Origin of the sequence: Lysobacter sp. Root667, from assembly GCF_001427715.1 — a bacterium.
GTDB lineage: Bacteria > Pseudomonadota > Gammaproteobacteria > Xanthomonadales > Xanthomonadaceae > Lysobacter.
In genome coordinates this window covers 474,869-499,080 of record NZ_LMHF01000013.1, presented here as the reverse complement: position 1 = coordinate 499,080, position 24,212 = coordinate 474,869, and the positions used below count along the sequence as shown (strand labels likewise).

Annotated in this window: 18 protein-coding genes; 14 read left to right on the top strand and 4 right to left on the bottom strand. The window is 63.5% G+C overall.

Features of this window, described 5'->3' with window-relative positions:
* Positions 1–178 precede the first annotated feature (178 nt).
* From lysS to ASD78_RS15070, 3 genes are all read left to right on the top strand, one after another.
* Positions 179–1,693 carry a lysine--tRNA ligase gene (gene lysS / locus ASD78_RS15080; RefSeq protein ID WP_055901603.1) on the top strand — a complete coding sequence of 505 codons (1,515 nt, stop codon included), beginning with the start codon at positions 179–181 and terminating at the stop codon, positions 1,691–1,693.
* Between the two features lie 231 nt (positions 1,694–1,924).
* Positions 1,925–2,983 carry a two-component system response regulator gene (locus ASD78_RS15075; RefSeq protein ID WP_055901601.1) on the top strand — a complete coding sequence of 353 codons (1,059 nt, stop codon included), beginning with the start codon at positions 1,925–1,927 and terminating at the stop codon, positions 2,981–2,983.
* Between the two features lie 3 nt (positions 2,984–2,986).
* Entirely contained in the window at positions 2,987–5,152 is a 2,166-nt protein-coding gene (locus ASD78_RS15070) for a response regulator (protein WP_082575651.1), read from the top strand.
* Positions 5,153–5,204: 52 nt separating this feature from the next.
* Here the strand turns inward: ASD78_RS15070 and ASD78_RS15065 are convergent, their stop codons facing one another.
* Both ASD78_RS15065 and ASD78_RS15060 read right to left on the bottom strand, forming a co-directional pair.
* Positions 5,205–6,098 carry a crotonase/enoyl-CoA hydratase family protein gene (locus ASD78_RS15065; protein ID WP_055901595.1) on the bottom strand — a complete coding sequence of 298 codons (894 nt, stop codon included), beginning with the start codon at positions 6,096–6,098 and terminating at the stop codon, positions 5,205–5,207.
* 287 nt (positions 6,099–6,385) lie between these two features.
* A complete protein-coding gene (locus ASD78_RS15060; RefSeq protein ID WP_055901593.1) occupies positions 6,386–8,062 on the bottom strand; it encodes a long-chain fatty acid--CoA ligase in 1,677 nt (558 codons plus the stop codon).
* 184 nt (positions 8,063–8,246) lie between these two features.
* On the opposite strand from ASD78_RS15060, the gene ASD78_RS15055 reads away from it, so the two are divergent.
* Positions 8,247–8,717, top strand: coding sequence for a nuclear transport factor 2 family protein (locus ASD78_RS15055; protein WP_235566511.1), 471 nt, complete (start codon positions 8,247–8,249; stop codon positions 8,715–8,717).
* Between the two features lie 913 nt (positions 8,718–9,630).
* On the opposite strand, the gene acnA is transcribed toward ASD78_RS15055, so the two are convergent.
* Positions 9,631–12,411, bottom strand: a complete 2,781-nt coding sequence (acnA, locus tag ASD78_RS15050) for an aconitate hydratase AcnA (protein WP_056102788.1) — start codon at positions 12,409–12,411, stop codon at positions 9,631–9,633.
* 373 nt (positions 12,412–12,784) lie between these two features.
* On the opposite strand from acnA, the gene acnB reads away from it, so the two are divergent.
* Complete coding sequence (gene acnB, locus ASD78_RS15045) at positions 12,785–15,382, top strand: bifunctional aconitate hydratase 2/2-methylisocitrate dehydratase (protein WP_056102786.1); 2,598 nt, start codon at positions 12,785–12,787, stop codon at positions 15,380–15,382.
* 217 nt (positions 15,383–15,599) lie between these two features.
* Here acnB and ASD78_RS15040 read toward each other — a convergent pair whose 3' ends face one another.
* Positions 15,600–16,607: an integron integrase gene (locus ASD78_RS15040; RefSeq protein WP_056102784.1), complete on the bottom strand. Its 1,008-nt coding sequence runs from the start codon at positions 16,605–16,607 to the stop codon at positions 15,600–15,602.
* A 182-nt stretch (positions 16,608–16,789) separates the two neighbouring features.
* Here ASD78_RS15040 and ASD78_RS15035 point away from each other — a divergent pair, with 182 nt between their 5' ends.
* The 9 genes from ASD78_RS15035 (at position 16,790) to ASD78_RS14985 (ending at position 24,203) form a co-directional block, all read left to right on the top strand.
* Positions 16,790–17,101 carry a hypothetical protein gene (locus ASD78_RS15035; RefSeq protein WP_056102781.1) on the top strand — a complete coding sequence of 104 codons (312 nt, stop codon included), beginning with the start codon at positions 16,790–16,792 and terminating at the stop codon, positions 17,099–17,101.
* A 430-nt stretch (positions 17,102–17,531) separates the two neighbouring features.
* Positions 17,532–18,038 (top strand): DUF6714 family protein, encoded by a 507-nt coding sequence (locus ASD78_RS15030; protein WP_056102779.1) that lies wholly within the window; start codon positions 17,532–17,534, stop codon positions 18,036–18,038.
* Positions 18,039–18,099: 61 nt separating this feature from the next.
* On the top strand, positions 18,100–18,492 hold the full coding sequence (locus tag ASD78_RS15025) for a hypothetical protein (protein ID WP_056102777.1): 393 nt from the start codon (positions 18,100–18,102) through the stop codon (positions 18,490–18,492).
* A 1,318-nt stretch (positions 18,493–19,810) separates the two neighbouring features.
* On the top strand, positions 19,811–20,275 hold the full coding sequence (locus tag ASD78_RS15015) for a hypothetical protein (RefSeq protein ID WP_156087782.1): 465 nt from the start codon (positions 19,811–19,813) through the stop codon (positions 20,273–20,275).
* A gap of 573 nt (positions 20,276–20,848) precedes the next feature.
* Positions 20,849–21,181 carry a hypothetical protein gene (locus ASD78_RS15010; protein WP_156087781.1) on the top strand — a complete coding sequence of 111 codons (333 nt, stop codon included), beginning with the start codon at positions 20,849–20,851 and terminating at the stop codon, positions 21,179–21,181.
* Between the two features lie 58 nt (positions 21,182–21,239).
* Complete coding sequence (locus ASD78_RS15005) at positions 21,240–21,536, top strand: hypothetical protein (protein WP_055907074.1); 297 nt, start codon at positions 21,240–21,242, stop codon at positions 21,534–21,536.
* An 892-nt stretch (positions 21,537–22,428) separates the two neighbouring features.
* Positions 22,429–23,013, top strand: a complete 585-nt coding sequence (locus ASD78_RS15000) for a hypothetical protein (protein WP_056102767.1) — start codon at positions 22,429–22,431, stop codon at positions 23,011–23,013.
* A 73-nt stretch (positions 23,014–23,086) separates the two neighbouring features.
* Entirely contained in the window at positions 23,087–23,365 is a 279-nt protein-coding gene (locus ASD78_RS14995) for a hypothetical protein (protein ID WP_156087780.1), read from the top strand.
* Positions 23,366–23,891: 526 nt separating this feature from the next.
* A complete protein-coding gene (locus ASD78_RS14985) occupies positions 23,892–24,203 on the top strand; it encodes a hypothetical protein (protein ID WP_056102756.1) in 312 nt (103 codons plus the stop codon).
* Positions 24,204–24,212 lie beyond the last annotated feature (9 nt).

The window sequence follows — 24,212 nt, the reverse complement described above, 5'->3', positions numbered from 1 at the left end:
CGGCGCGCCCAAGAGCGAATCTAGGCCCACAGCCGGGCGCGAGGATGTGCTCAAGGTCACCGGGCCTTCCGGGCGCCGGGCCATCCACCCCCGAAAGCGAGCAAACCGCAGCCGCTGCCAGTAATCTGCTTTCCTGACCCACCGTCCCACCCGCATTCTCAACTCATCCGCGAAGACCATGACCGACCAGACGCCCGACACGACGCCGACCGACGAGAACCACCTGATCGCCGAGCGTCGCGCCAAACTCACGGCGCTGCGAGGGCAGGGCATCGCTTTCCCCAACGACTTCCGCCGCGGCGACTTCGTCGGCGACCTGCAAACGCAGTACCAGGACGCCGAGCGGTGGAACGCCGAGGCCCTGGAGGGCGAGCGCCACCGCGTCGCCGTGGCCGGGCGCGTGCTGCTCAAGCGCGACATGGGCAAGGCCGGCTTCTGCCAGATCCAGGACGAGTCCGGCCGCCTGCAGCTGTGGCTGAAGAAGGACGTGCTCGGCGACGCCTACGAGGTGTTCAAGGAACTCGACCTGGGCGACATCGTCTCCGCCGAGGGCGAACTGACCCGCACCCGTACCGGCGAGCTGTCGCTCAAGGCGCAGAGCCTGCGCCTGCTGACCAAGGCGCTGCGGCCGCTGCCGGACAAGTTCCACGGCATGGCCGACGTCGAGCAACGCTACCGCCAGCGCTACGTCGATCTGATCGTCTCGCCGGACGCGCGCGACGTGTTCGTGAAGCGCTCGCTGATCATCCGCGCGATCCGCGCCTGGCTGGACGCGCGCCGTTTCCTGGAAGTGGAAACGCCGATGATGCATTACATCCCCGGCGGCGCCGCGGCCAAGCCGTTCACGACCCACCACAACGCCCTCGACCTGGAGCTGTACCTGCGCGTGGCGCCGGAGCTCTACCTCAAGCGCCTGGTGGTCGGCGGCCTGGAACGGGTCTACGAGATCAATCGCAACTTCCGCAACGAGGGCGTGTCGACCCGGCACAACCCCGAATTCACCATGCTCGAACTGTACGAGGCTTACGCCACCTACACCGAGATCATGGACCTGACCGAGGCGGTGATCCGCCACTGCGCCGAGCAGGTCGGCGCGGTCGTGTCGGAGTGGGACGGCAACCGCATCGACCTGGGGCCGGCGTTCCGGCGCTGGTCGATGATCGACGCGGTGCTAGAACACAACCCGGAGATCAAGCGCGAGGAGCTGCGCGACCTGGAGGTCATGCGCGCCCACTGCGCCCGCCTCAAGCTGCCGGTCAAGGCCTCCTACGGCTGGGGCAAGCTGCTGCTGGAGATCTTCGAGGCGACGGTCGAGCACACCCTGATCCAGCCGACCTTCATCACCGACCATCCGGTCGAAGTCAGCCCGCTGGCGCGCGCCAACGACCTCGACCCGGAGCTCACCGACCGTTTCGAGCTGTTCATCGGCGGCAAGGAACTGGCCAACGGTTTCTCCGAGCTCAACGACCCCGAGGACCAGGCCGCGCGCTTCCGCGCCCAGGTCGACCAGAAGGCCGGCGGCGACGACGAGGCCATGCACTACGACGCCGACTACATCCGCGCGCTCGAGGTCGGCCTGCCGCCCACCGGCGGCCTGGGCGTGGGCATCGACCGCCTGGTGATGCTGCTGACCGGCTCGTCCTCGATCCGCGACGTGCTGCTGTTCCCCTACATGCGGCCCGAGGCCGGTTGATCGGTCCGCCGGCCCATACGCCGACCCGGGTCGGCCGAACGGGCTAGGGCGACGCTCGTGAACCCCCGCGCCACCGTCGTGGCGCAAAGTCGGAAGGCCGCTGCTGCGGCCTTTCCGCGTTTTGGATGTACGCCGGCAAGCAAAGTGAACGGGGCGGCTGCCAACGGCCGCTGGGCGGGGTATCCTCGCCTTGTCGGCCACCACAGGGGGTGGCCCCTCACGGATGCCTGTGTGAACGTCGTTATCGTCGATGACCAAACGTCCGCGCGCACCATGCTGCGCCACATCATCGAGGACATTGCGTCCGAGCTGGCCGTGCACGACTTCGGCGAGCCGGAAGCCGCACTGGCTTGGTGCGAATCGAGCCAGCCCGACCTGCTGTTGCTCGACTACCGCATGCCGGGCATCGACGGCCTGGAATTCGCGCGTCGCTTCCGGCGCCTGCCGCTGCACCGCGACATTCCGATCATCCTGGTCACCGTGGTCGGCGACGAGCCGGTGCGCCAGGCCGCGCTGGAGGCCGGCGTGATCGACTTCCTGGTCAAGCCGGTGCGTCCGCGCGAACTGCGCGCGCGTTGCCGCAACCTGTTGCAGCTGCGTCAGCAGTCGGAGAACGTCAAGCAACGCGCGCTGTCGCTGGAGCAGCGCCTGCTGTCGAGCATGCACGAGGTCGAAGAACGCGAGCGCGAAACCCTGTCGCGGCTGGCGCGCGCGATCGAGTACCGCGACGCCGGCACCAGCGCCTACCTGGAGCGCATGGCCCACATCGCCGGCTTGATCGCCGAGGCGCTGGGCATGTTCGAGGACGAAGTGCGGGTGATCGAGATGGCCGCGCCCCTGCACGACGTGGGCAAGATCGCGATCCCCGATGCGGTGCTGATGAAACCCGGCCCGCTGACCGAGGAGGAGACGGCGGTGATGCGCCGCCATCCCAAGATCGGCTACGAACTGCTCAGCGGCAGCCAGAACCGTTTCATCCAGGCCGGCGCGATGATCGCGCTGCGTCACCACGAGCGCTACGACGGCAGCGGTTATCCCGACGGCCTGGTCGGCGAGGAGATCCCGCTGGAAGCGCGGATCGTCGCGGTCGCCGACGTGTTCGACGCCCTGATCTCGCCGCGCCCCTACAAGAAGGCCTGGGACGTGGATGCGGCCCTGGGTTACCTGTACGCCCAGCGCGGGCGCCTGTTCGACCCGCGTTGCGTGGATGCGCTGATACGCAGCCGAGCCCGTCTCGAAGAGATCTGCAGCCGTTATTCGACGAGTGTCCCCCGTCCCGGCATGGAGTAGCCGATGGCTTCCGTTCTGCGCTTGTTGAAGGAGCGCCTTTCGAATCGCCCTGACAGCGAGCATGGGCAGGCTTTGGTGCGGCTGGTCATCGCCTGCCTGATCGTGGCCTACCTGCTGAGCCTGCACGCGTTCGAGCGCGACAGCCAGGCGACCATGACCATGCTCTGGGTCATGCTCGGCGAATCGGTGATCGGCCTGGGCTTGATGGCCGCGATCGTCGCCTCGCCCGGCGTTTCGCACATCCGGCGCTGGATCGGCATGATCGCCGACTATTCGACCCTGGCGATGCTGATGTCGCTGGACGCGCCCTCGCTGGCGCCGCTGTACGTGATCGTGCTGTGGGTGACGATCGGCAACGGCCTGCGTTACGGCACCACCTATCTGTACACCGCCGCGGCGCTGGCGGGCGCCTCGTTCATCGCGGTGATCCTGGGCAATCCCTACTGGCGCGTGCAGCCTTACCTGGCCGCGGGCCTGTGGCTGGGACTGGTGGCGATCCCCGCCTACCTGTCGTCGTTGCTGCGCAGCCTACAGAAGGCGACCGAGGACGCGCGTCGCGCCAACGAGGCCAAGACCCGCTTCCTGGCCAATATGAGTCACGAACTGCGCACGCCCTTGAACGGCATCATCGGCATGGCCGAGCTGATGCACGGCACCCGTCTGGCGCCGGAGCAGCGCGAGTACGCCGAAGTCATCCACACCTCCGCCCAGTCGCTGTTGCTGCTGGTCAACGACGTGCTTGACATCTCGGCGATCGAGGCCGGCAAGCTGCAGCGCCGCGACATCGACTTCAATCTGCAGGAAGTGCTCAAGCGCCTGCAGAAGATGCTGCAGCCGCTGGCCTCGGCCAAGGGCCTGACCTTCAAGGTCGATATCGAGGACGACGTGCCGGTGCGCCTCAACGGCGACAGCGCGCTGCTGACCCAGGTGCTGTTGAACCTGATGCACAACGCGGTCAAGTTCACCGAGAAGGGCGGGGTGTCGCTGGTCGCGCGCCTGGCCGGCGAGCGCAGCGAGGCGCCCGATCACGAGCGTCGCGTCTGGCTGCGCTTCTCGGTGCGCGACACCGGCATCGGCGTGTCCAGCCAGGACGCCGAGCGCATCTTCCAGGCCTTCGAACAGGTCGACAACGGGCCGACCCGGCGCTTCGGCGGCACCGGCCTGGGCACCACCATCGCCCGCACCCTGACCCAGCTGCTGGGCGGCGAGATCGGGCTGGAGCAGAACCCCGGCGGCGGCAGCCATTTCTGGATCGAGCTGCCGATGCTGCTGGAGGAAACCCAACCGACCCAGCACCACGAAACCGCGCCGAGCGACGGCGGCAAGGTGATCTCGTTCGAGGATCCCTTCATCCGCCACAAGACCCGGGTGCGCAACCTGCGGGTGCTGATCGCCGACGATCAGCAGGCCAACCGCACCGTGCTCACGCGCATCCTCGAACGCGCCGGCCACCGCGTGACCTCGGTCAACGACGGCGAGCAGGCGCTGGACCAGCTGGAGGCCTCGCAGTTCGAGCTGGCCGTGCTCGACATGCACATGCCCGGCCTCAGCGGCCTGGACGTGATCCGGCAACTGCGCTTCATGCAGGCGGGCACCGGGCGCCATACCCCGACCATCATCCTCAGCGCCGACGCCACGGTACAGGCCTCGGAAGCGGCCAACGAGGCCGGCGCGATGGCGTTCCTGACCAAGCCGATCGTGGTCGGACGCCTGCTTGAGACCATCGCCGACGTGGTCGATTCGCAGAAGCTGCCGGCGGTGCGCGCGATCAGCGACGTCAGCCGCCCGCTGACCAACCCGGCGGTGCTGGCCGAACTGGCCGAAATGGGCCTGGGCGAGCAGTTCCTGCGCGACTTCGTCGAGCAATGCCTGAAGGACGCGGGCGGTTGCCAGCAGGAGCTGGCCAAGGTCGGTGCGGCGCGCAACTGGGAAGAGTTCCGCGAGGTCGCGCACGCCTACAAGGGCGTGGCGGAAAACCTCGGCGCGCACTCGATCGCCGAGCGCTGCTCGCAGATCATGCGCGCCAGCGACGAAGCGCTGGGACGCGAGCAAGCCAAGCTGGTCGCGGACCTGGCCGCGCAGCTAATCGCAGTGACCGACGCCAGCCGTCACGAAGTCACGCGCCTCAGCCGTGGAGGCCGCAGCAAGGACGTCCCCGACGCGTCCTGACCCCTTCGTCCTGCCACGCAAGACGCGTGGCAGGCTCCCCCTGAGAAGATGTTCATGCGAATGCGAGCGCCGGAGCATTGGACTCAGCGCGGCGTTGCTGAGCGCGTACCAGGCGTTCCATGGTCTTCAGCCCGCGGTCGTTCAGGCGCATCGCCGCATCCACCCATTCGGTGGTGACCGACTGCAGTTCGTCCAGGGTGATCGGGCGGCACGCCTGGCGCACGGTGTTCATCGCCCGCAGCGAATTGCCGATGCGCTGGTTGCGCTTGACCATGGCGGCGGCCGCCTGCAGGCCTTCGCCGCGCGGCACGACCATGTCCACCACGCCCATGCGCAGCAGTTCTTCGACCGGATAGACGCGCGCGTCGAGCATCATGCGCTCGGCCTGGGACGGGGTGACGCGACGGGTGAGGAAGGTGTACGCGCCCATGCCCGGGAACAGGTCGAACAGCACTTCCGGGAAGCCCATGCCGGCGCCTTCCTCGGCGATGATGGTGTGGCAGCACAGCGCGGCTTCGAAACCGCCGCCGAGCGCGTCGCCCTGGATCACGGCGATGCTGTGGACGCGGTCTTCGTAGAGCTGGTACAGGTTGAACGCGACTTCGACGCAAAGCTTGGCGTATTCGAGCAGGCGGCCGCGATTGCCGTTGCGGATCAGCTGCGAGAACAGCGACAGATCGCCGCCGAGATTGAAGACTTTGGAATCGTCGGATGCGAGCACCAGATGGTGGATACCGGCGCTGGGCGAGCTGTCGGCCGCGAGTTCGCGGCGGATGCACTCCTGGGTGCGCTTCATGTCGTACAGCAGATGCTCGGAGAAGCAGGGGTGGTACACGTGCGAGGGGTTGGCGTGCATGTAGCACCAATCGGCGGTGCCGTCGGCGGAGGTGACGCGGCGAAGCAGCGAAGAATCTTCGAGGTGCAGACGTGCGGGGACAGCAGACATGGCGAGGCTCCTGGTCGTAGGTTGGAATGACGGGCCGTAGCCCGCCAATTTCATGCTACACCTGCCGTTCAGACTCGAAGCTCCAGAAATTGGCTGGCCCCCCAGCCAGAACGGTCGAGTGGCCGATTCAGCCTGCCGCGACGGGCGTGACCCGAGTGGCAAGCCGTGCCCGGCAGGACTGATTTTAGGCGCCCCAAACGGCGCGCCCGCAGGGCCTGAGGCCTTGCGGGCGCGTTTAACGGGCTTATCGGACGGACGGCGGCTCTCGACCGCCGGATCGCCGGCGTTCAGGCCGGCGGCGGCGCGTCGCGCAATTCGCGTCGCAGGATCTTGCCGACGTTGGTCTTGGGCAGCTCGGTGCGGAACTCGACGTACTTGGGATGCTTGTAGCCGGTGAGGTTTTCGCGCGCGTGCGCCTTGACCTGCTCGGCGGTCAGCGCCTGGTCCTTCTTGACGATCACGACCTTGACCGCTTCGCCGGACTTCTCGTCGGGCACGCCGACCGCGGCCACTTCGAGCACGCCGGGCATCATCGCGATCACGTCCTCGACTTCGTTCGGATAAACGTTGAAGCCCGAGACCAGGATCATGTCCTTCTTGCGATCGACGATGTAGAAGTAGCCCTGTTCGTCCATGCGCGCCATGTCGCCGGTGTGCAGCCAGCCTTGGTCGTCGATGACGTTGGCGGTTTCCTCAGGACGCTTCCAGTAGCCCTTCATCACCTGCGGGCCCTTGATGCACAGCTCGCCCACTTCGCCCATCGGCAGCATGTTGCCGTTCTCGTCCTTCAGGCAGGCGTCGGTGGAGGAGATCGGCAGGCCGATCGAGCCGTTGTAGTCGGCCAGGTTCATCGGGTTGATGCAGGCCGCGGGCGAGGTTTCGGTGAGGCCGTAGGCTTCGAGCAGGGTCACGCCGGTGACCTGTTTCCAGCGTTCGGCCACGGCGCGCTGCACTGCCATGCCGCCGCCCAGAGTCAGGTGCAGGCGCGAAAAATCGACCTCGCTGAAACCCGGCGTGTTGAGCAGGCCGTTGAACAGCGTGTTGACGCCAGTGATGGCGGTGAACGGGGTCTTCTTCAGTTCCTTCACGAACGCCGGCATGTCGCGCGGGTTGGTGATCATGTGGTTGAGACCGCCGAACTTCATGAACACCAGGCCGTTCGCCGTCAACGCGAAGATGTGGTACAGCGGCAGCGCGGTGATGATGACTTCCTCACCCAGCTTGACGTTGGTGCCGACCCAGGCCGCGGCCTGCTGCATGTTGGCGACCAGGTTGCGGTGGGTCAGCATCGCGCCCTTGGCCACGCCGGTGGTGCCGCCGGTGTACTGCAGGAAGGCGATGTCGTCGGGCGCGATCTCGATGTCGGGCAGCTTGTGCATCTGCCCCAGGGTCAGGGTGTCGCGGAAGCGGATCGCGCCGGGAATGTGGTAGTCGGGGATCATCTTCTTCACGTGCTTGAGCATGAAGTTGACGATCGGGCCCTTGGGGAAGCCGAGCATGTCGCCCAGTCCGGTGGTGATGACCTTGATCGGGCTGCCGGCGACGACGTTCTGCACGGTGTCGCCGAAGTTGTCGAGCACGAAGATGACGCTGGCGCCGGAGTCGTCGAGCTGGTGCTTGAGCTCGCGGGCGGTGTACATCGGGTTGGTGTTGACCACGGTCAGGCCGGCGCGCAGCACGCCGAAGGTCGCGATCGGGTACTGCAGGCAGTTGGGCATCATGATCGCGACGCGATCGCCCTTCTTGAGTTTGAGTTCGCCCAGCAGGTAGGCCGCGAACTGCGCGCTGAGTCGGTCGATCTCGGCATAGGTCAGGACCTTGCCGAGATTGGAGAAGGCCGGGCGATCGCGATACTTTTCAATCGCGGTTTCCAGTACCGAGACGATGGACGGGAACTCGTCCACGTCGATCTGCGGCGGCACTTCCGCCGGGTACTGGGCAAGCCACGGACGTTCAAAACTCATCGCGATCCCCTCTCTATCGCTGGTGTTTCCGTTCACTGGCGGCGCAAGCGAATGCGCTGCCGTACGGTCCTCGCTGGATTGGAGCATAGGCTCTATTGGCTGGCAAGGCGACGCACGCAGGGAGCGCTGAAGGCAGCTCGGCGTGTCAGGATGGCGGCCGAAAAACGAACGGACGGTCAGGTTCATGACGACGAAGACGATGGCTTTCGAGGCGCCGCGCCTGCGGTCCGGCGCGATCTGGCTGTGCGCCCTGGCGCTGGCGGCGTTGCTGGCCGGCTGCGCGCGGCCGCCGCCGGAGCAGCGCCTGCGCCAGACCCTGGCGTCCTTGCAGACGGCGATGGAGGAGCGCGACCTGGACGGGCTGCAGTCGGCGCTGGCGGAGGACTTCGTCGGCCCCGAGGGCATGGACCGCAACGGTGCCCGCGGCCTGGCGATGCTGAGCTTCCGTCGCTACCGCGCTGTCGGCGTGACCCTGGGCCCGGCCGAGATCGCGCTGCAGGGCGACCGCGCGACGGTCCGGTTCAGCGCCGCGCTGACCGGAGGCGGCGGGCGCGTGCTGCCGGAGGCGGCGCAGGTGTACGAGGTCGAGACCGGCTGGCGCGAAAGCGAAGGCGAATGGCGCATGACCAGCGCGCAGTGGAAGCCGAAGTTGTAGGGCGGGGCACTGGTTTCCCTTCTCCGGCTGCGGGAGAAGATGGCCCGCAGGGCCGGATGAGGGGCGATGGGCGGTGGGAGTTGCGCGCTTGCGCCGGCCCTCACCCCAACCCCTCTCCCGCAAGCGGGAGAGGGGCTACAGCGCGGGGCTTTTGTCGCTACAGCGTTTGGCGCTTTCCCTTCTCCCGCGTGCGGGAGAAGGTGGCCCGCAGGGCCGGATGAGGGCGATGGGCGGTGGGAGCTACGCGCTTGCGCCGGCCCTCGCCCCAACCCCTCTCCCGCAAGCGGGAGAGGGGCTTAAGCGCCGCGTCTGTAACCGCGCCCTGCAGCGTGCAGCTNAGCCGCGCGCTCGCTCCGGCCCTCACCCCAACCCCTCTCCCGCAAGCGGGAGAGGGGCTACAGCGCGGGGCTTTTGTCGCTACAGCGTTTGGCGCTTTCCCTTCTCCCGCGTGCGGGAGAAGGTGGCCCGCAGGGCCGGATGAGGGCGATGGGCGGTGGGAGCTACGCGCTTGCGCCGGCCCTCACCCCAACCCCTCTCCCGCAAGCGGGAGAGGGGCTATAGCGCGAGGCTTTTGTCGCTACAGCGTTTGGCGCTTTCCCTTCTCCCGCGTGCGGGAGAAGGTGGCCCGTAGGGCCGGATGAGGGCGATGGGCGGTGGGAGCTGCGCGCTTGCGCCAGCCCTCACCCCAACCCCTCTCCCGCAGGCGGGAGAGGGGCTATAGCGCGAGGCTTTTGTCGCTACAGCGTTTGGCGCTTTCCCTTCTCCCGCTTGCGGGAGAAGGTGGCCCGCAGGGCCGGATGAGGGGCGATGGGCGGTGGGAGCTACGCGCTTGCGCCGGCCCTCGCCCCAACCCCTCTCCCGCAAGCGGGAGAGGGCTACAGCGCGGGGCTTCTGTCGCTTTGGCGTTTGGCGCTTACGCGGCCTTCGCCGCCAACTGCCGCAACACGTAATGCAGGATGCCGCCATGGCGGAAGTACTCGACTTCCTTCGGCGTCAGCAGCAACACTTTGACCTCGAACCGGCTGCGGCTGCCGTCGGGCTTGGTCGCGGTCACGGTCGCGGTCTTGGCGGCACCGTCGTTGAGGCCGGTCACGTCGATCGTTTCCGAACCGTCCAGGCCGTGGCTCTGGGCGTTCTCGCCGTCCTTGAACTGCAGCGGCAGCACGCCCATGCCGACCAGGTTGGAGCGGTGGATGCGCTCGAAGCTCTCGGCGATCACCGCCTTGACCCCGAGCAGATTGGTGCCCTTGGCGGCCCAGTCGCGCGAGGAGCCGGTGCCGTATTCCTTGCCGGCGAACACCACCAGCGGTACGCCGTCGGCCTTGTACTTCATCGCCGCGTCGTAGATCGCCAGCTTCTCGCCGGCGCCGCCGTTCTTGCCGAAGTACAGGGTGTTGCCGCCTTCCTCGCCGCCGAACATCAGATTCTTGATGCGGATGTTGGCGAAGGTGCCGCGCACCATCACGTCGTCGTTGCCGCGACGGCTGCCGTAGCTGTTGAAGTCGGCCGGTTGCACGCCGCGCTCCTGCAGGAAACGGCCCGCGGGCGAATCCTTCTTGATGTTGCCGGCCGGCGAGATGTGGTCGGTGGTGATCGAATCGCCGAACAGGCCCATCACGCGCGCGCTATGGACATCGTTGATGGTGCCCACGGCCATGGTCATGCCGTCGAAGTAGGGCGGGTTCTTGATGTAGGTCGAGTTGCTGTCCCACTGGAAGGATTCGCCGTCGGGCGAGGCGATCTGGTTCCAGCGCGAGTCGCCCTTGAACACGTCGGCGTAGTTCTGCGCGAACAGTTCCGGGCCGACGGTGGCGGCGATGGTGTCGCCGATTTCCTTGTTGCTCGGCCAGATGTCGCGCAGGTACACGTCCTGGCCGTCGCTGCCCTTGCCGATCGGCTCCTTGGTCAGGTCGATGTTGACCGTGCCGGCGATGGCGTAGGCCACCACCAGCGGCGGCGAGGCCAGGTAGTTGGCCTTCACTTCCGGATGCACGCGGCCTTCGAAGTTGCGGTTGCCCGACAGCACCGAGGCGACCACCAGCTCGTTCTCGGCGATGCCCTTGGAGACTTCGTCCGGCAGCGGACCGGAGTTGCCGATGCAGGTGGTGCAGCCGTAGCCGACCACGTAGAAGCCGAGCTTCTCCAGGTCGTCGAGCACGCCGGCTTTCCTGAGGTAATCGGTGACCACCAGCGAGCCCGGGCCGAGCGAGGTCTTCACCCAGGGCTTGGACTTCAGGCCCAGGCGCGCGGCGTTGCGCGCGAGCAGGCCGGCGCCCAGCATCACCGCCGGGTTGGAGGTGTTGGTGCAGGAGGTGATCGCCGCGATCACCACCGAGCCGTCGGACAGCTCGGCGTCCTGGTCCTTGATGCGGATTTTGGATACCGGCTTGGCGGCCAGGTGCTCGGCCTGCGGCTGCGCGCCGCCTTCGGCCTTGAGTTCCTCGACGGCGCAGCCGACCCCGCGCGGTTTGCGGCTGGCGACCAGCGGGATCAGGTTTTCCTGGAAGTTGCTGTGCACGTGCTCCAGCAGGACCCGGTCCTGTGGGCGCTTGGGACCGGCCAGCGACGGCTTGACCTCGGCCAGGTCCAGTTCCAGCGTGGCCGAGTAGGTCGCATGCGCCTGGTCGGCTTCATGCCACAGGCCCTGGGCCTTGGCGTAGGCCTCGACCAGGGCGATCTGCTCCTCCGAACGGCCGGACAGGCGCAGATAGGTCAGGGCCTCGGCGTCGATCGGGAAGATGCCGCAGGTGGCGCCGTACTCCGGGGCCATGTTGGCGATGGTGGCGCGGTCGGCCAGCGGCAGGTGCTGCAGGCCGTCGCCGTAGAACTCGACGAACTTGCCGACCACCCCGTGCTTGCGCAGCATCTGGGTCACGGTCAGGACCAGGTCGGTGGCGGTGGCGCCCTCGGGCAGCCTGCCGCTCAGCTTGAAGCCGACCACCTGCGGAATCAGCATCGACGAGGGCTGACCCAGCATCGCGGCCTCGGCTTCGATGCCGCCCACGCCCCAGCCGAGCACGCCGATGCCGTTGATCATGGTGGTGTGGCTGTCGGTGCCGAACACGGTATCGGGGAAGGCTTGCAGCTCGCTGGTGCCGTCCGGTCCCTGGACCTCGCGGCCCATGACCACGCGGGCCAGGTTTTCCAGATTGACCTGGTGGACGATGCCGGTGTTGGGCGGCACCACCTTGAAGTCCTCGAAGGATTTCTGGCCCCAGCGCAGGAAGCTGTAGCGCTCCTGGTTGCGCTGGAATTCGATCTTGCCGTTGAGGTCCAGCGCTTCGGGGCTGCCGTAGACGTCGACCTGGACCGAGTGGTCGATGACCAGTTCCGACGGAATCAGCGGGTTGATCTGCGAGGGCTTGCCGCCCAGGCGGCCGACCGCGTCGCGCATCGCCGCCAGATCGACCACGCAGGGCACGCCGGTGAAGTCCTGCAGGACCACGCGCGCGGGCATGAAGGCGATCTCGGTGTCCGGCTCGCGGGTCGCGTCCCATTGCGCGACCGCTTCGATGTGCTCCGGTCCCACGGTCATGCCGCCGTCCTCGTGGCGCAGCAGGTTCTCGAGCAGGATCTTCATGGAGTAGGGCAGGCGGGCGATGTCGTAGCGCTCGCCCAGCGCCGGCAGGCTGAAATAGGTGTAGTCGCGGCCGTTGACGGAAAGCCGGCGGCGGGTCGAGAAGGAGTCGGGCATGGGGTGGGGCTCCTGATGTGCGGCTGGCGCGCCCGAGGTAGCGGGGCGCGGTGGCATGCGATTCGTTGCGATTATCACCCTATCGGATTCAGGTGGCGTGCAGACAATGGTCGCAGGCGCGTGACTGCGTTCCGTAAAAATCGCGCAAAGCCTTGCCGGATATGGCTGGCGCGGGTCCGGCGCGTTGCCGCGAAACGCCATTCCGGGCAAAATACGCAGTCGAGGGGCCGCCCACGCAAGACCCGCTCCGAACCGGGCAAGCTCCGAAGCTCCACCTACGGGACTCTTTCCCCGCCAGCCCGCGACGCATCCCATTCCGGTGGCCGATGCGGCGCCGGCGCGGTGCACACCAGCTTCATCTACGGGACTCTCCATGCTCTCCAGCTACCGCCAACACGTTGCCGAGCGCGCCGCGCTGGGCATTCCGCCGCTGCCCCTGACCGCCCAGCAGACCGCTGAGGTCATCGAACTGCTGAAGGCCCCGCCGGCGGGCGAGGAAGCGTTCCTGCTGGATTTGATCAGCCACCGCGTCCCGGCCGGCGTCGACGACGCGGCCAAGGTCAAGGCCTCCTACCTGGCCGCGGTCGCCTTCGGTACCGAAAAGAACCCCCTGATCGACCGCGCCCGCGCGACCGAACTGCTCGGCACCATGCTCGGCGGCTACAACATCCACCCGCTGATCGAACTGCTCGACGACGCCGAAGTCGGTGCCGTGGCGGCGAACGCGCTCAAGCACACCCTGCTGATGTTCGACGCCTTCCACGACGTCCAGGAAAAGGCCGAGCAGGGCAACGCCCACGCCCGCGCCGTGCTGCAGAGCTGGGCCGACGCCGAGTGGTTCACCAGCAAGCCGGAAGTGCCGGAAAGCCTGACCATCACCGTGTTCAAGGTGACCGGCGAAACCAACACCGACGACCTCTCGCCGGCGCCCGATGCGACCACGCGCCCGGACATCCCGCTGCACGCCCTGGCGATGCTGAAGAACAAGCGCGAAGGCATCGAGCCGGAAGAAGACGGCAAGCGCGGCCCGATCGCCTTCATCGAATCGCTGAAAGACCAGGGCCACCTGGTCGCCTACGTCGGCGACGTGGTCGGCACCGGCTCCAGCCGCAAGTCGGCGACCAACTCGGTGCTGTGGTTCACCGGCGAGGACATCCCCTACATTCCGAACAAGCGCTTCGGCGGCGTCTGCCTGGGTTCGAAGATCGCGCCGATCTTCTACAACACCATGGAAGACGCCGGCGCCTTGCCGATCGAACTCGACGTGTCGCAGATGAACATGGGCGACGTGGTCGAACTGCGTCCCTACGAGGGCAAGGCGATCAAGAACGGCGAGGTGATCGCCGAATTCGCGCTGAAGTCCGAGGTGCTGCTGGACGAAGTCCGCGCCGGCGGCCGCATCCCGCTGATCGTCGGCCGCGGCCTGACCGCGAAGGCGCGCGAGGCCCTGGGCCTGCCGACCTCGACCCTGTTCCGCCTGCCGCAGAACCCGGCCGACACCGGCAAGGGCTATTCGCTGGCGCAGAAGATGGTCGGCCGCGCCTGCGGCCTGCCGGAAGTCGGCGGCGTCCAGCCGGGCATCCGTCCGGGCACCTATTGCGAACCGAAGATGACCTCGGTCGGCTCGCAGGACACCACCGGCCCGATGACCCGCGACGAGCTCAAGGATCTGGCCTGCCTGGGCTTCAGCGCCGACCTGGTCATGCAGTCGTTCTGCCACACCGCGGCCTATCCCAAGCCGGTCGACGTCAAGACCCATCACGACCTGCCGGCCTTCATCAGCAACCGCGGCGGCATCGCCCTGCGTCCCGGCGACGGCGTGATCCACTCCTGGCTCAACCGCATGCTGATGCCCGACACCGTCGGCACCGGCGGCGACTCGCATACCCGTTTCCCGGTCGGCATCTCGTTCCCGGCCGGCTCCGGCCTGGTCGCGTTCGCCGCGGCCACCGGCGTCATGCCGCTGGACATGCCCGAGTCGGTGCTGGTGCGCTTCAAGGGCGAAATGCAGCCCGGCGTGACCCTGCGCGACCTGGTCAACGCGATCCCGCTGGCCGCGATCCAGCAGGGCCTGCTGACCGTCGCCAAGCAGGGCAAGAAGAACATCTTCTCCGGCCGCATCCTCGAAATCGAAGGCCTGCCGCAGCTCAAGGTCGAACAGGCCTTCGAACTGTCCGACGCCTCGGCCGAACGTTCCGCCGCCGGCTGCACGGTGAAGCTGGATAAGGAACCGATCATCGAGTACCTGACCAGCAACATCACCCTGCTCAAGTGGATGATCGCCGAAGGCTACGCCGACGCGCGTTCGCTGCAGCGCCGGATCAAGGCGATGGAAGGCTGGCTGGCCAACCCGCAGCTGCTGGAAGGCGACGCCGACGCCGAGTACGCCGCGGTCATCGACATCGACCTCAACCAGATCGTCGAGCCGATCGTGGCCTGCCCGAACGACCCGGACGACGTGAAGACCCTGTCGGACGTGTCCGGCGCGGTCATCGACGAGGTCTTCATCGGCTCGTGCATGACCAACATCGGCCACTTCCGCGCCGCCGCCAAGCTGCTGGAAGGCAAGCGCGACATTCCGACCCGCCTGTGGGTCGCGCCGCCGACCAAGATGGACGCCTCCGAGCTGACCAAGGAAGGCCACTACGGCACCTTCGGCACCGCCGGCGCGCGCATGGAAATGCCGGGCTGCTCGCTGTGCATGGGCAACCAGGCGCAGGCGCGCGAGGGCGCGACCGTGTTCTCGACCAGCACCCGCAACTTCCCCAACCGCCTGGGCCGCAACACCAACGTCTACCTGGGCTCGGCCGAACTGGCCGCGATCTGCTCGCGCCTGGGCCGCATCCCGACCCGCGAGGAATACATGGCGGACGTCGGCGTGCTCAAGGCCGACGGCGACAAGATCTACCGCTACATGAACTTCGACCAGATCGAGGACTACAAGACCGTGGCGGATACCGTCGCAGCCTGATCCGGATCGCTAGTTTCGGGCGTTAGGCGCTCACGAAAAACCCGGCCTCGGCCGGGTTTTTTGTTGCCTGGGTGCGCGTCATTGTGGAGGAACGTACTGCGACAATTCTCAGCCTGCGCCGCTGGGCGCGGCGGAGGCTCATGAGGCACCTTACCGCAAGGTGGCTCGACACACACAGGCTGGGCTGCTGTGAAGTTGCCGTTCGCCGCGAGTAGCGCTAGCGGTCCAGAGGACTCAGCACACCGACCGTGCCGCGGTTCAGAACGTGCGTATAGATTTGTGTGGTGGTCACGTCCTTGTGGCCCAGCAGTTCCTGCACTGTGCGGATGTCGGCACCGCCTTCCAGCAGATGAGTGGCGAAACAATGTCTCAGGGTATGCGGGCTGACCGGCTTGAGGATGCCGGCCGCCCGCGCAGCGGCACGCACCGCCCGTTGCAGCACGCCTTCGTCCAAGTGGTGGCGCTTCTCGTGTCCGTCAGCAGGATCCGCCGCCCGGCGTGCAGCAGGGAACACATACTGCCAACCTGGTTCCTTCTCCGCGTTGCGGTATTTGCGGGCCAGTGCGTAAGGAAGGGAAACCGCCCCGAACCCGGCTTCCAGATCCCGAGCATGCTGTGCCCGCGCGCAGTCGATCTGCGCCTGCAGTGCCGGCCGTAACCGTTCCGGCAGCATGGTCTTGCGGTCCTTGCCGCCCTTGCCCTCGCGCACGGTGATCTCGTGGCGGACCAGGTCCACATCCTTCATCCTCAGGCGCAGGCATTCCATCAGCCGCAATCCGCTGCCATAAAGCAGGCCGGCCATCAAGGCTTCACGACCCGACATCGTGCGCAACAGGGCCATGGTTTCGGCGCGCGACAGCACTACCGGCAAACGCGGCGCCCGTTTGGCCCGGACTATGTTCTCCATCCATGGCAAATCCAGGGCCAGCACCTCCCGGTACAAGAACAGCAGGGCGGCCAAGGCCTGGTTCTGGGTACTAGGGGCAACTCGATGCCGCTGGGCCAGATCGCTCAAGAAGTATTCGATTTCCTTACCGCCTAATTCGCGTGGGTGTCGGTTGCCGTTTACCCGGATATACCGGCGAATCCAATACAAATAGGCTTGTTCCGTCCGCAAACTGTAGTGCTTCACCCGTAATCTGCGCCGAATTTCATCGAACAACCTGGGCCTTGGCGGAACGGATCCTGGATTACTTATGACCGCGACATCTTCCTCAGTGTGCATTAGACGGCCTCCGTGCCGGTAAACACGCGCAATGTTGCATGCTCGGCCAACTTGCGAAATCGCCATAACTCCTTGTCTCGTGTAGGAAAAACCTGATTGACTGGCCTCACAGGTCATACCCATAATCCGCGCTACCCCCCACTTCGGGGTCTAATCGTAGTTAGATTGCTTTGGGAGATTTCATGCGTTCTGTTCTTCTTTCCGTGGCCTTGGCGGCGAGCCTCGCGGGCTGCAGTGCCGTGGACACGATGACCGAGGGCTTCAAGCACTCCCAAGAGGTAGCTGGTGACCTAGAAAAGTCCGTTGGCTCGAGACCACTTGTCGGTTTCAACTGGTCCAATGGGTCTTTGACCAATGTCAGCGTCAACTTCGAGGGGATCCCTCCCGGAGTTTCGCCTGAGCAGATCGCAATATTCAGCAAGCAGGCCATTGCCGCCCGCTTCAAGCAATCGCCCAAGCAAGTCGTAATCAGCTTTACCCTTCCTGGTGGTTAAGGGCACGCAATCTAACAATTCATTCAAGCCGAAGCCGCTTCGCGGCTCGGCTTAATTCAGGCGTTAGGTCGCGGGGGAAAGCGTGCGAGACATTGACGCAATAATCCAGCTACTTCGGGTTGCCCACCCAGGCATCGTGGCTGAGCAACTAGCCGTGTTGCATCCTGGCGCTGATGACGACGGCCTTTGGTTCTTTCGCCATCCGGACAGTGCCACTGAGATTCAATTGGAGTCATCTACTGGCAATGCTCCATTCTTTGTAGAGGACTCTGGGTCGCATGACCGCCGTGTGGCCGATACAGTGCAGCAGGCGGTTGCTTTGGTGGCCGTCGGCCTTGGCTTTCCCTGCCCGACGGCCTAACAATTCATTCAAGCCGAAAACCAATCGCTACGCGATTGTTTTCGGCTTAATTCAGGCGTTAGGCGCATCATGGATTTCGTCAGACAAGAAGCCCGCAAGATCATTGAGTCCGCGTTTGATGGCGTACCGCGGCCAGAGATTTCACTTCGGCAGTTCGTTCTGACGGACCAGAAGGGCATGTCCGGCACCATCACAGATGAGGAGTGGCGCTTTGCGGGCATCACCAGAACCGATGCAAGGTGGCAAGACATCTCTGCATTAGAGATTGAGCACTGCGACTGCCAGTTGGCTCACATGCAAGCCGAGGAGTTTCGTTACTACCTTCCGGCGTACCTGATCTACTCCCTAGACCACGCACAAGACTCTGTGCTGGAGAGCATGATTCCTGGATCAGTCGTCTTTGGGCTCACGCCAAGCAAAGATCACCCGTCATACTCGGCCAGTCAGTACAGCCTACTCAATTCGCCCCAAAGGAAAGCGGTGGCAGCTTTCCTTACTTACATGGCCAACAACGCCGATGACTATGATCGCAAAGATGCAAAGAGAGCTCTCGTATTCTGGGAGTCCGGCGCCTAACAATTCATTCAAGCCGAAGCCGCTTCGCGGCTCGGCTTAATTCAGGCGTTAGGTCCGCAACATGACTCCTCGCATTTTCAAATGGGCCATCTTCGCCTCGCTGATCCTGTCAGTACCGCTGCTCTTCTTCCTTGGCATGGCTGCTGGTTTCTTCCCCATGCTGGTTATTGCGGCCATCTCTCTTGCGTCTCTTGGCACCGACCCATTCCTTTCCATCATTGGGCTGGTTTATGTAGTCGCCTACGGCGCATTGCTCTATGGCATCGCACTGGGTGCCTCAAAGTTGGCCGGCCGTCTGTCTGGCGGTCTTCGGCTAGTCCTTGCCATCGGCATTGTTTCGGCTCTGGCCTGGACTACCTTCCAGCCTTGGTATGGCTGGGGTGGCTACGCTACGTCGCGCTACTATCCATTGCCCGTTATTGTTCGCAAGGCCCTTTCCCCGGAGCGGGCCTAACAATTCATTCAAGCCGAAGCCGCTTCGCGGCTCGGCTTAATTCAGGCGTTAGGCCGCCGGTGACCTCATGCGCTACTTGAAACAAGTACTTGTCGCAGCTTTCTCAATTGGGTGGCTCGCACCTTTGTGGCTGGCCGCCTGGCTGTTCGCCGACTTCTGGCAAGTGGAGGCGTGGCCCCACCTGCTGGGGCAGCAACCCGGGAACTCCTTTGAGTGGTTTGGCCCCATCAAGAGCTGCCTCAATTTCGGTTTTGCTTGGCTAGCCGCCGTACTTGCATACTGGTCATGGGTCGGCACCTCAGTTCTCAAGCGCGGGCGGTCGGCCTAACAATTCATTCAAGCCGAAGCCGCTTCGCGGCTCGGCTTAATTTAGGCGTTAGACCTGTATGCAAGAGAATCCGTACTCGGCACCACAAACAAGCGGCGACGAACTTCGCGATACGCCTCGTCGGCCGACGTCGGTCAAGCTTGCGGCTGCATTCATCATTTGTAATTCCTTAGCTGGTCACTCCAAATTCCTCTTCATCGATACTCCGACTACCGGAGTCATGACTGGTGTTGCGTTTGCCCTCGTCTTTGGCTTCACGGCGTTACTTATCGCAGCCGTTCTCTCGCGAGTTAACTGGGCCCGCTGGGTAGTTGTGGTTCTGTTAGGGGCCAGCTTGTCGTTTTTTCCTTTTGCCATTACACACGCTTCGATACCCGCGCTAAGAATCATCCTGGTCGCCCAGGCCGCCTTTCAGTTGGCGACTCTTGGGCTCATGTTCTTGCCGCCTTCGGTTAGGTGGTACAGGTCTAACAATTCATTCAAGCCGAAGCCGCTTCGCGGCTCGGCTTAACTCAGGCGTTAGGTTGTTATGGTGAGATCACTAGAAGTTTCAACATACTTTTCCGTCTTCTATGGGCTTGGCGCGCTGGGCTTCGTTGCCGTCACTGCGCTTCCAATTCGTCTGTGGACTCATCTGCGCCGAAATGCCTGGGCTTTACGTTCCAATGCCGGTCAGTGCGCGGCTTATCTCTTGTTGGCCACGGCCGGCGTCACAGCAATAGCACTTGCTGCCTCCGGCCTAGTCCATGTCGGGCGTTGCCTGCTCGGGTTCCACTGCAGTGCCAATGCTGCCGGTGGCTGGATGGCTCTCGGGGGTGTTGGTTTCTGGTACTTGGCTTATGAGCTGGTTGCCTTCGTCATCAATCGAGTTGCACTCAGACAGTCACGTGACGCAACCTAACAATTCATTCAAGCCGAAGCCGCTTCGCGGCTCGGCTTAATTCAGGCGTTAGGCCTCAGACAAGCCGTATGCCGGTACCGGAGAACAACATGTTCAACGACCTTCTTCCTCAGCGCTTTGACAACACGTACCACGGCCAAAAATTTGCACTTTGGCTCTTGGGGTTCCTTGCGCTCAGCAAGATCGTGATGGGTCTGAACTGCATCTTCAACGGCTACTACGTCGCGACTGCGGCTGATGGGATTCCCCTCGCCAATTACACGTCTGCCGGAGCTCAGGCCGTAGTCTCTATGTTCGCGGCATGGGGGTTGTCTGTATTCATCTTCGGCGCGCTATCTGTGCTGATATTGGTACGCTACCGCAACATGGTTCCATTCATTCTTGCGCTGCTACTAACAGAGCATCTGAGCAGAAAGCTGATTTTTGTCTTTTTGCCTATCGCTAAGCTCGAGGGATCAAAAGGATACCTCGTCAACCTTGTCCTCCTCGCCGCCATGATCGTTGGTCTGGTCCTCTCGCTGTGGCGCAGTCAAGGTAATCGGGCTGAGGCCTAACAATTCATTCAAGCCGAAGCCGCTTCGCGGCTCGGCTTAATTCAGACGTTAGGCCTATGAGATACCTCCTCGCAACTGCAGCAGTGCTTCTCGTCGCCTCTTGCGCTTCGACCCAGCCTCCGGCCACTGTCTGCGAGCAGCCCGACCGAACTGTTCGCATCTTTGGCCCTGAGTTGACCGTTACTCAACTTGAAAAGATTGGTATCGATTACGCCGCCAAGAATCCGGCCGTACCTCAGGTTCCTTTTGCCACGGGCAATCGGGTCTGGGAGCGCCTAAAGTCCCTGTATCAGCCTGGCGATGTCTTTAGGTCATTTGATGGGCCGCGCTGGAGTGATGGCACGCCCATAGCTGGCGGCTATATCCTGCTGCGAGGTCGGTGTGTCATCGGGCAAATCGCGCTGTGGCGGTCATAGGCCTAACAATTCATTCAAGCCGAAGCCGCTTCGCGGCTCGGCTTAATTCAGGCGTTAGGCCACATACCCAATGGATTCGGCGTCCGCAAAAGCATATGTCCTGACTCTCTTGGAGTATCAGGTTGACCTGCTCCGCCGGCGTCAAGAGCCCTGGGGCATGAACCGCGCTGAGTTTCTCTTTCAGCAAGTTGCTGTAACCGTCTTTGATCATCCGGAGATCCGGGGTTGGTTCCTCGGCCTAGTTCGGGACACGGTCTTTGGCCAGGAGTCTCGAGCCGCACAGTTGCTCCCGGAGTTCATCCTGTACTTCGCCCACGTCTCTCGCTGGCCAGAGCTTGCCGCGATCGCCACCGATATCCAGGGCCGGCCGGAGGACCCTTGGCATGAGAATCCAGCCATTACCTGGTCCTCTGAACTGTCACTGGCTCTCGGTGATGCATGGCAGGATCGCGAGTTCTATTCCGGCTCACTCGTGCACAATGTGGCCTAACAATTCATTCAAGCCGAAGCCGCTTCGCGGCTCGGCTTAATTCAGGCGTTAGGCGGCAGTGAAAGATCGTCGCGACTACGAAAAATCACTGGAGATCATCGGCGCCATGATTCGCGCTTGGGATCCATACGACCTCATTGCCGGGGGAGCACCCGCCAATGAGTTTGATGACCAAGTTGCAAGAATCACGGCCAAGGTCCCCAGCTTCTACGGCATCGACGAGATCGCACAGACAATCTCTGATGTGTTCTCGGCTTCGTTTGGCCCGGGCACGTTGGCGCCGGTAGACTGCTTCCGACCCGCCCAAGAGATATTCATGGAGTTGCGTCGTGCAAAGCTCCTGCCTGCTGCCTAACAATTCATTCAAGCCGAAGCCGCTTCGCGGCTCGGCTTAATTCAGGCGTTAGGCCTCATGAGACACATCATCGCAATTGTCTTCTTCTCCGTCGTAGTCTCGGGCTGCGCCAGCTTCTCGGACTCCGATCGCGTCCCGACGCAGCACGAGCTAGCGGGGCCTTACTCAATGGGCGATGGCCTAGGTCTGTGCCAAGAGGTCCTGCTTCGCGCCGACGGAACCTTCTCAGGGACTAACTGCGGTGGAGAGCACATTGGTGCCGGCAGCACTCAGTTCGGCGGCACATGGTCGCTGACAGGCAACATCCTCTCGTTCAATGGCACTGGCGGCGTGCTAGGGCCCCGCGGAGGTCTTCTATTGGCATGGCAACCCGGCCTTCGTAGAGATCCGCTACAAGCACGGCGACCGCGTGGAGCCTGTCTTTGTTTTCGAGCGGCAGCATGCACAATGAGGCCTAACAATTCATTCAAGCCGAAGCCGCTTCGCGGCTCGGCTTAATTCAGGCGTTAGGCGGCTGCGGTCTGGTGCTTCGCGGACTGTGGCTCCGGTTAATGCGTCGCAGCCTCAGCCCTCAATTTCTCCTGGCATGGCGCCTCATGGGTTCCGGGGCAGACGTCGTTCTTCGTCCGGTGCGTAGCTTCTGGGGCGGTGGGCTCCGGGAGTATCTGTCCTGCTCCTTCCAGCTCCGCAATCATTCATGGCGGCTTCGGCCGTATGGCGGCTCACGGGTTCCGGGGCAGGCGCCCGTCGTTGCTCGCTGCCGGCCGGCCTTCGGGTAGAGTCGCGGCAACGGGTGGTGCGCAGGGCAGGGGTCTGCAGGGTGCGCCGCCTAACAATTCATTCAAGCCGAACGCCACTTCGTGGCGTCGGCTTAACTCAGGCGTTAGGCCGCATGCTCAACGACGATCACCGCCGGAACCTCCTTGGACGAGCTGACGCCATTGCGTCGTCAGTTCATAAGGCGTGGACATACCTTCAGGTGCTCAAAGGGATGCAGGAGGGCGCCACAAAGGACTCTGAGAATCTCCTTGCGCACCAGATTGCATTTGATTCGATCTATCGTGCTGTTTTTGACGCGCTCTATGCAGTAATTGGGACCATTGCCGACACAACTAAGAACGTTGAGTCGATCCACAACTTGGTGAAAATGGCCCGAGCCTACCCAATCGACCAAGACGCCCGCATTGCGATCAAGACAGCTTTGTCCAAGATTGAGGAGACCGATGGGTCTCCCTTGAGACGGCTAAGAAACTGGCGGCACAAACATACAGCCCACCATACGCTTGAGGCCTTTACTCCAGAGTTTTACCTTGAGAACAAACTGGAGTTGGCTGAGGTGGAGCAAGGGATCAGTGCACTGGACTCTGCCTTGAGCGATATAACCTACCCAATTCTTGGCTGCCGGTATCTTCTCCGTCCCAGCACTGACAAGGTGGCCAGTAACTGCGCGTCACTGTTCACGCGTTATGCGGCCTAACAATTCATTCAAGCCGAAGCCGCTTCGCGGCTCGGCTTAATTCAGGCGTTAGGCGCCATTGGGAGACGTCTCAGTGATTGATGAGGTAGATGATTTTCTCTTTCGGCCGATTGCCCGGTTTGCGCTGATCGTCGCTCGTGCGCTCTGGTGGCTTAGCAGGGAGCTCCTTGTTGAGACAGTGGGGTGGTCCATTGGCTGGCTGATATGGCGGCTGCTGTCATTCGGTCGATTCCCCGACACGGGATTCGGCGATCTTGAGCAGACATCCGGGTGGGCCGCTCTGCTGGTTGAGTTCACCGGGCTTGCGGCAATCGCTCTCACCATCTGGGGACTTACTGCATATGTCAGCTAATAGATTCATTTTCACTGGCCAAGTGGCGCCTAACAATTCATTCAAGCCGAAGCCGCTTCGCGGCTCGGCTTAATTCAGGCGTTAGCTGCGCATGGAAACTCCAAAGTTAGTCACCCTTACATGCGAAAGCCTCACTCGGGGCCAACTTCCACTCGACCCGACCGACTGTGAGCTGACATTCACAGCCTCGGTCGGCACCGACGGGATCCGTGGCGACAACTTCCAGTTCATGGTTGTTACGCCCGCTGCTCTGGCTAGATCTCAGTACACGGGCTGGTGCAAGGACTACCTCCTGGTCCAGGACTTTTCTTGGGCGCAAGTAGACAACTATGTGACCAACTTGCTGGCCTCGGTCCGAGGAGAGTCGTGGCTTGACGTTGCAGAACAACTCCACCAGTTCATGGATTGGGAGTTCTATAACTACAGGAGTTCACCTTGACTGGCTTGCACAGCTAACAATTCATTCAAGCCGAAGCCGCTTCGCGGCTCGGCTTAATTCAGGCGTTAGATTGCTTTGGGAGATTTCATGCGTTCTGTTCTTCTTTCCGTGGCCTTGGCGGCGAGCCTCGCGGGCTGCAGTACCGTGGACACGATGACCGAGGGCTTCAAGCACTCCCAAGAGGTAGCTGGTGACCTGGAAAAGTCCGTTGGCTCGAGACCAGTTGTCGGTTTCAACTGGTCCAATGGGTCTTTGACCAATGTCAGCGTCAACTTCGAGGGGATCCCTCCCGGAGTTTCGCCTGAGCAGATCGCAATATTTAGCAAGCAGGCCATTGCCGCCCGCTTCAAGCAATCGCCCAAGCAAGTCGTAATCAGCTTTACCGTTCCTGGTGGTTAAGGGCACGCA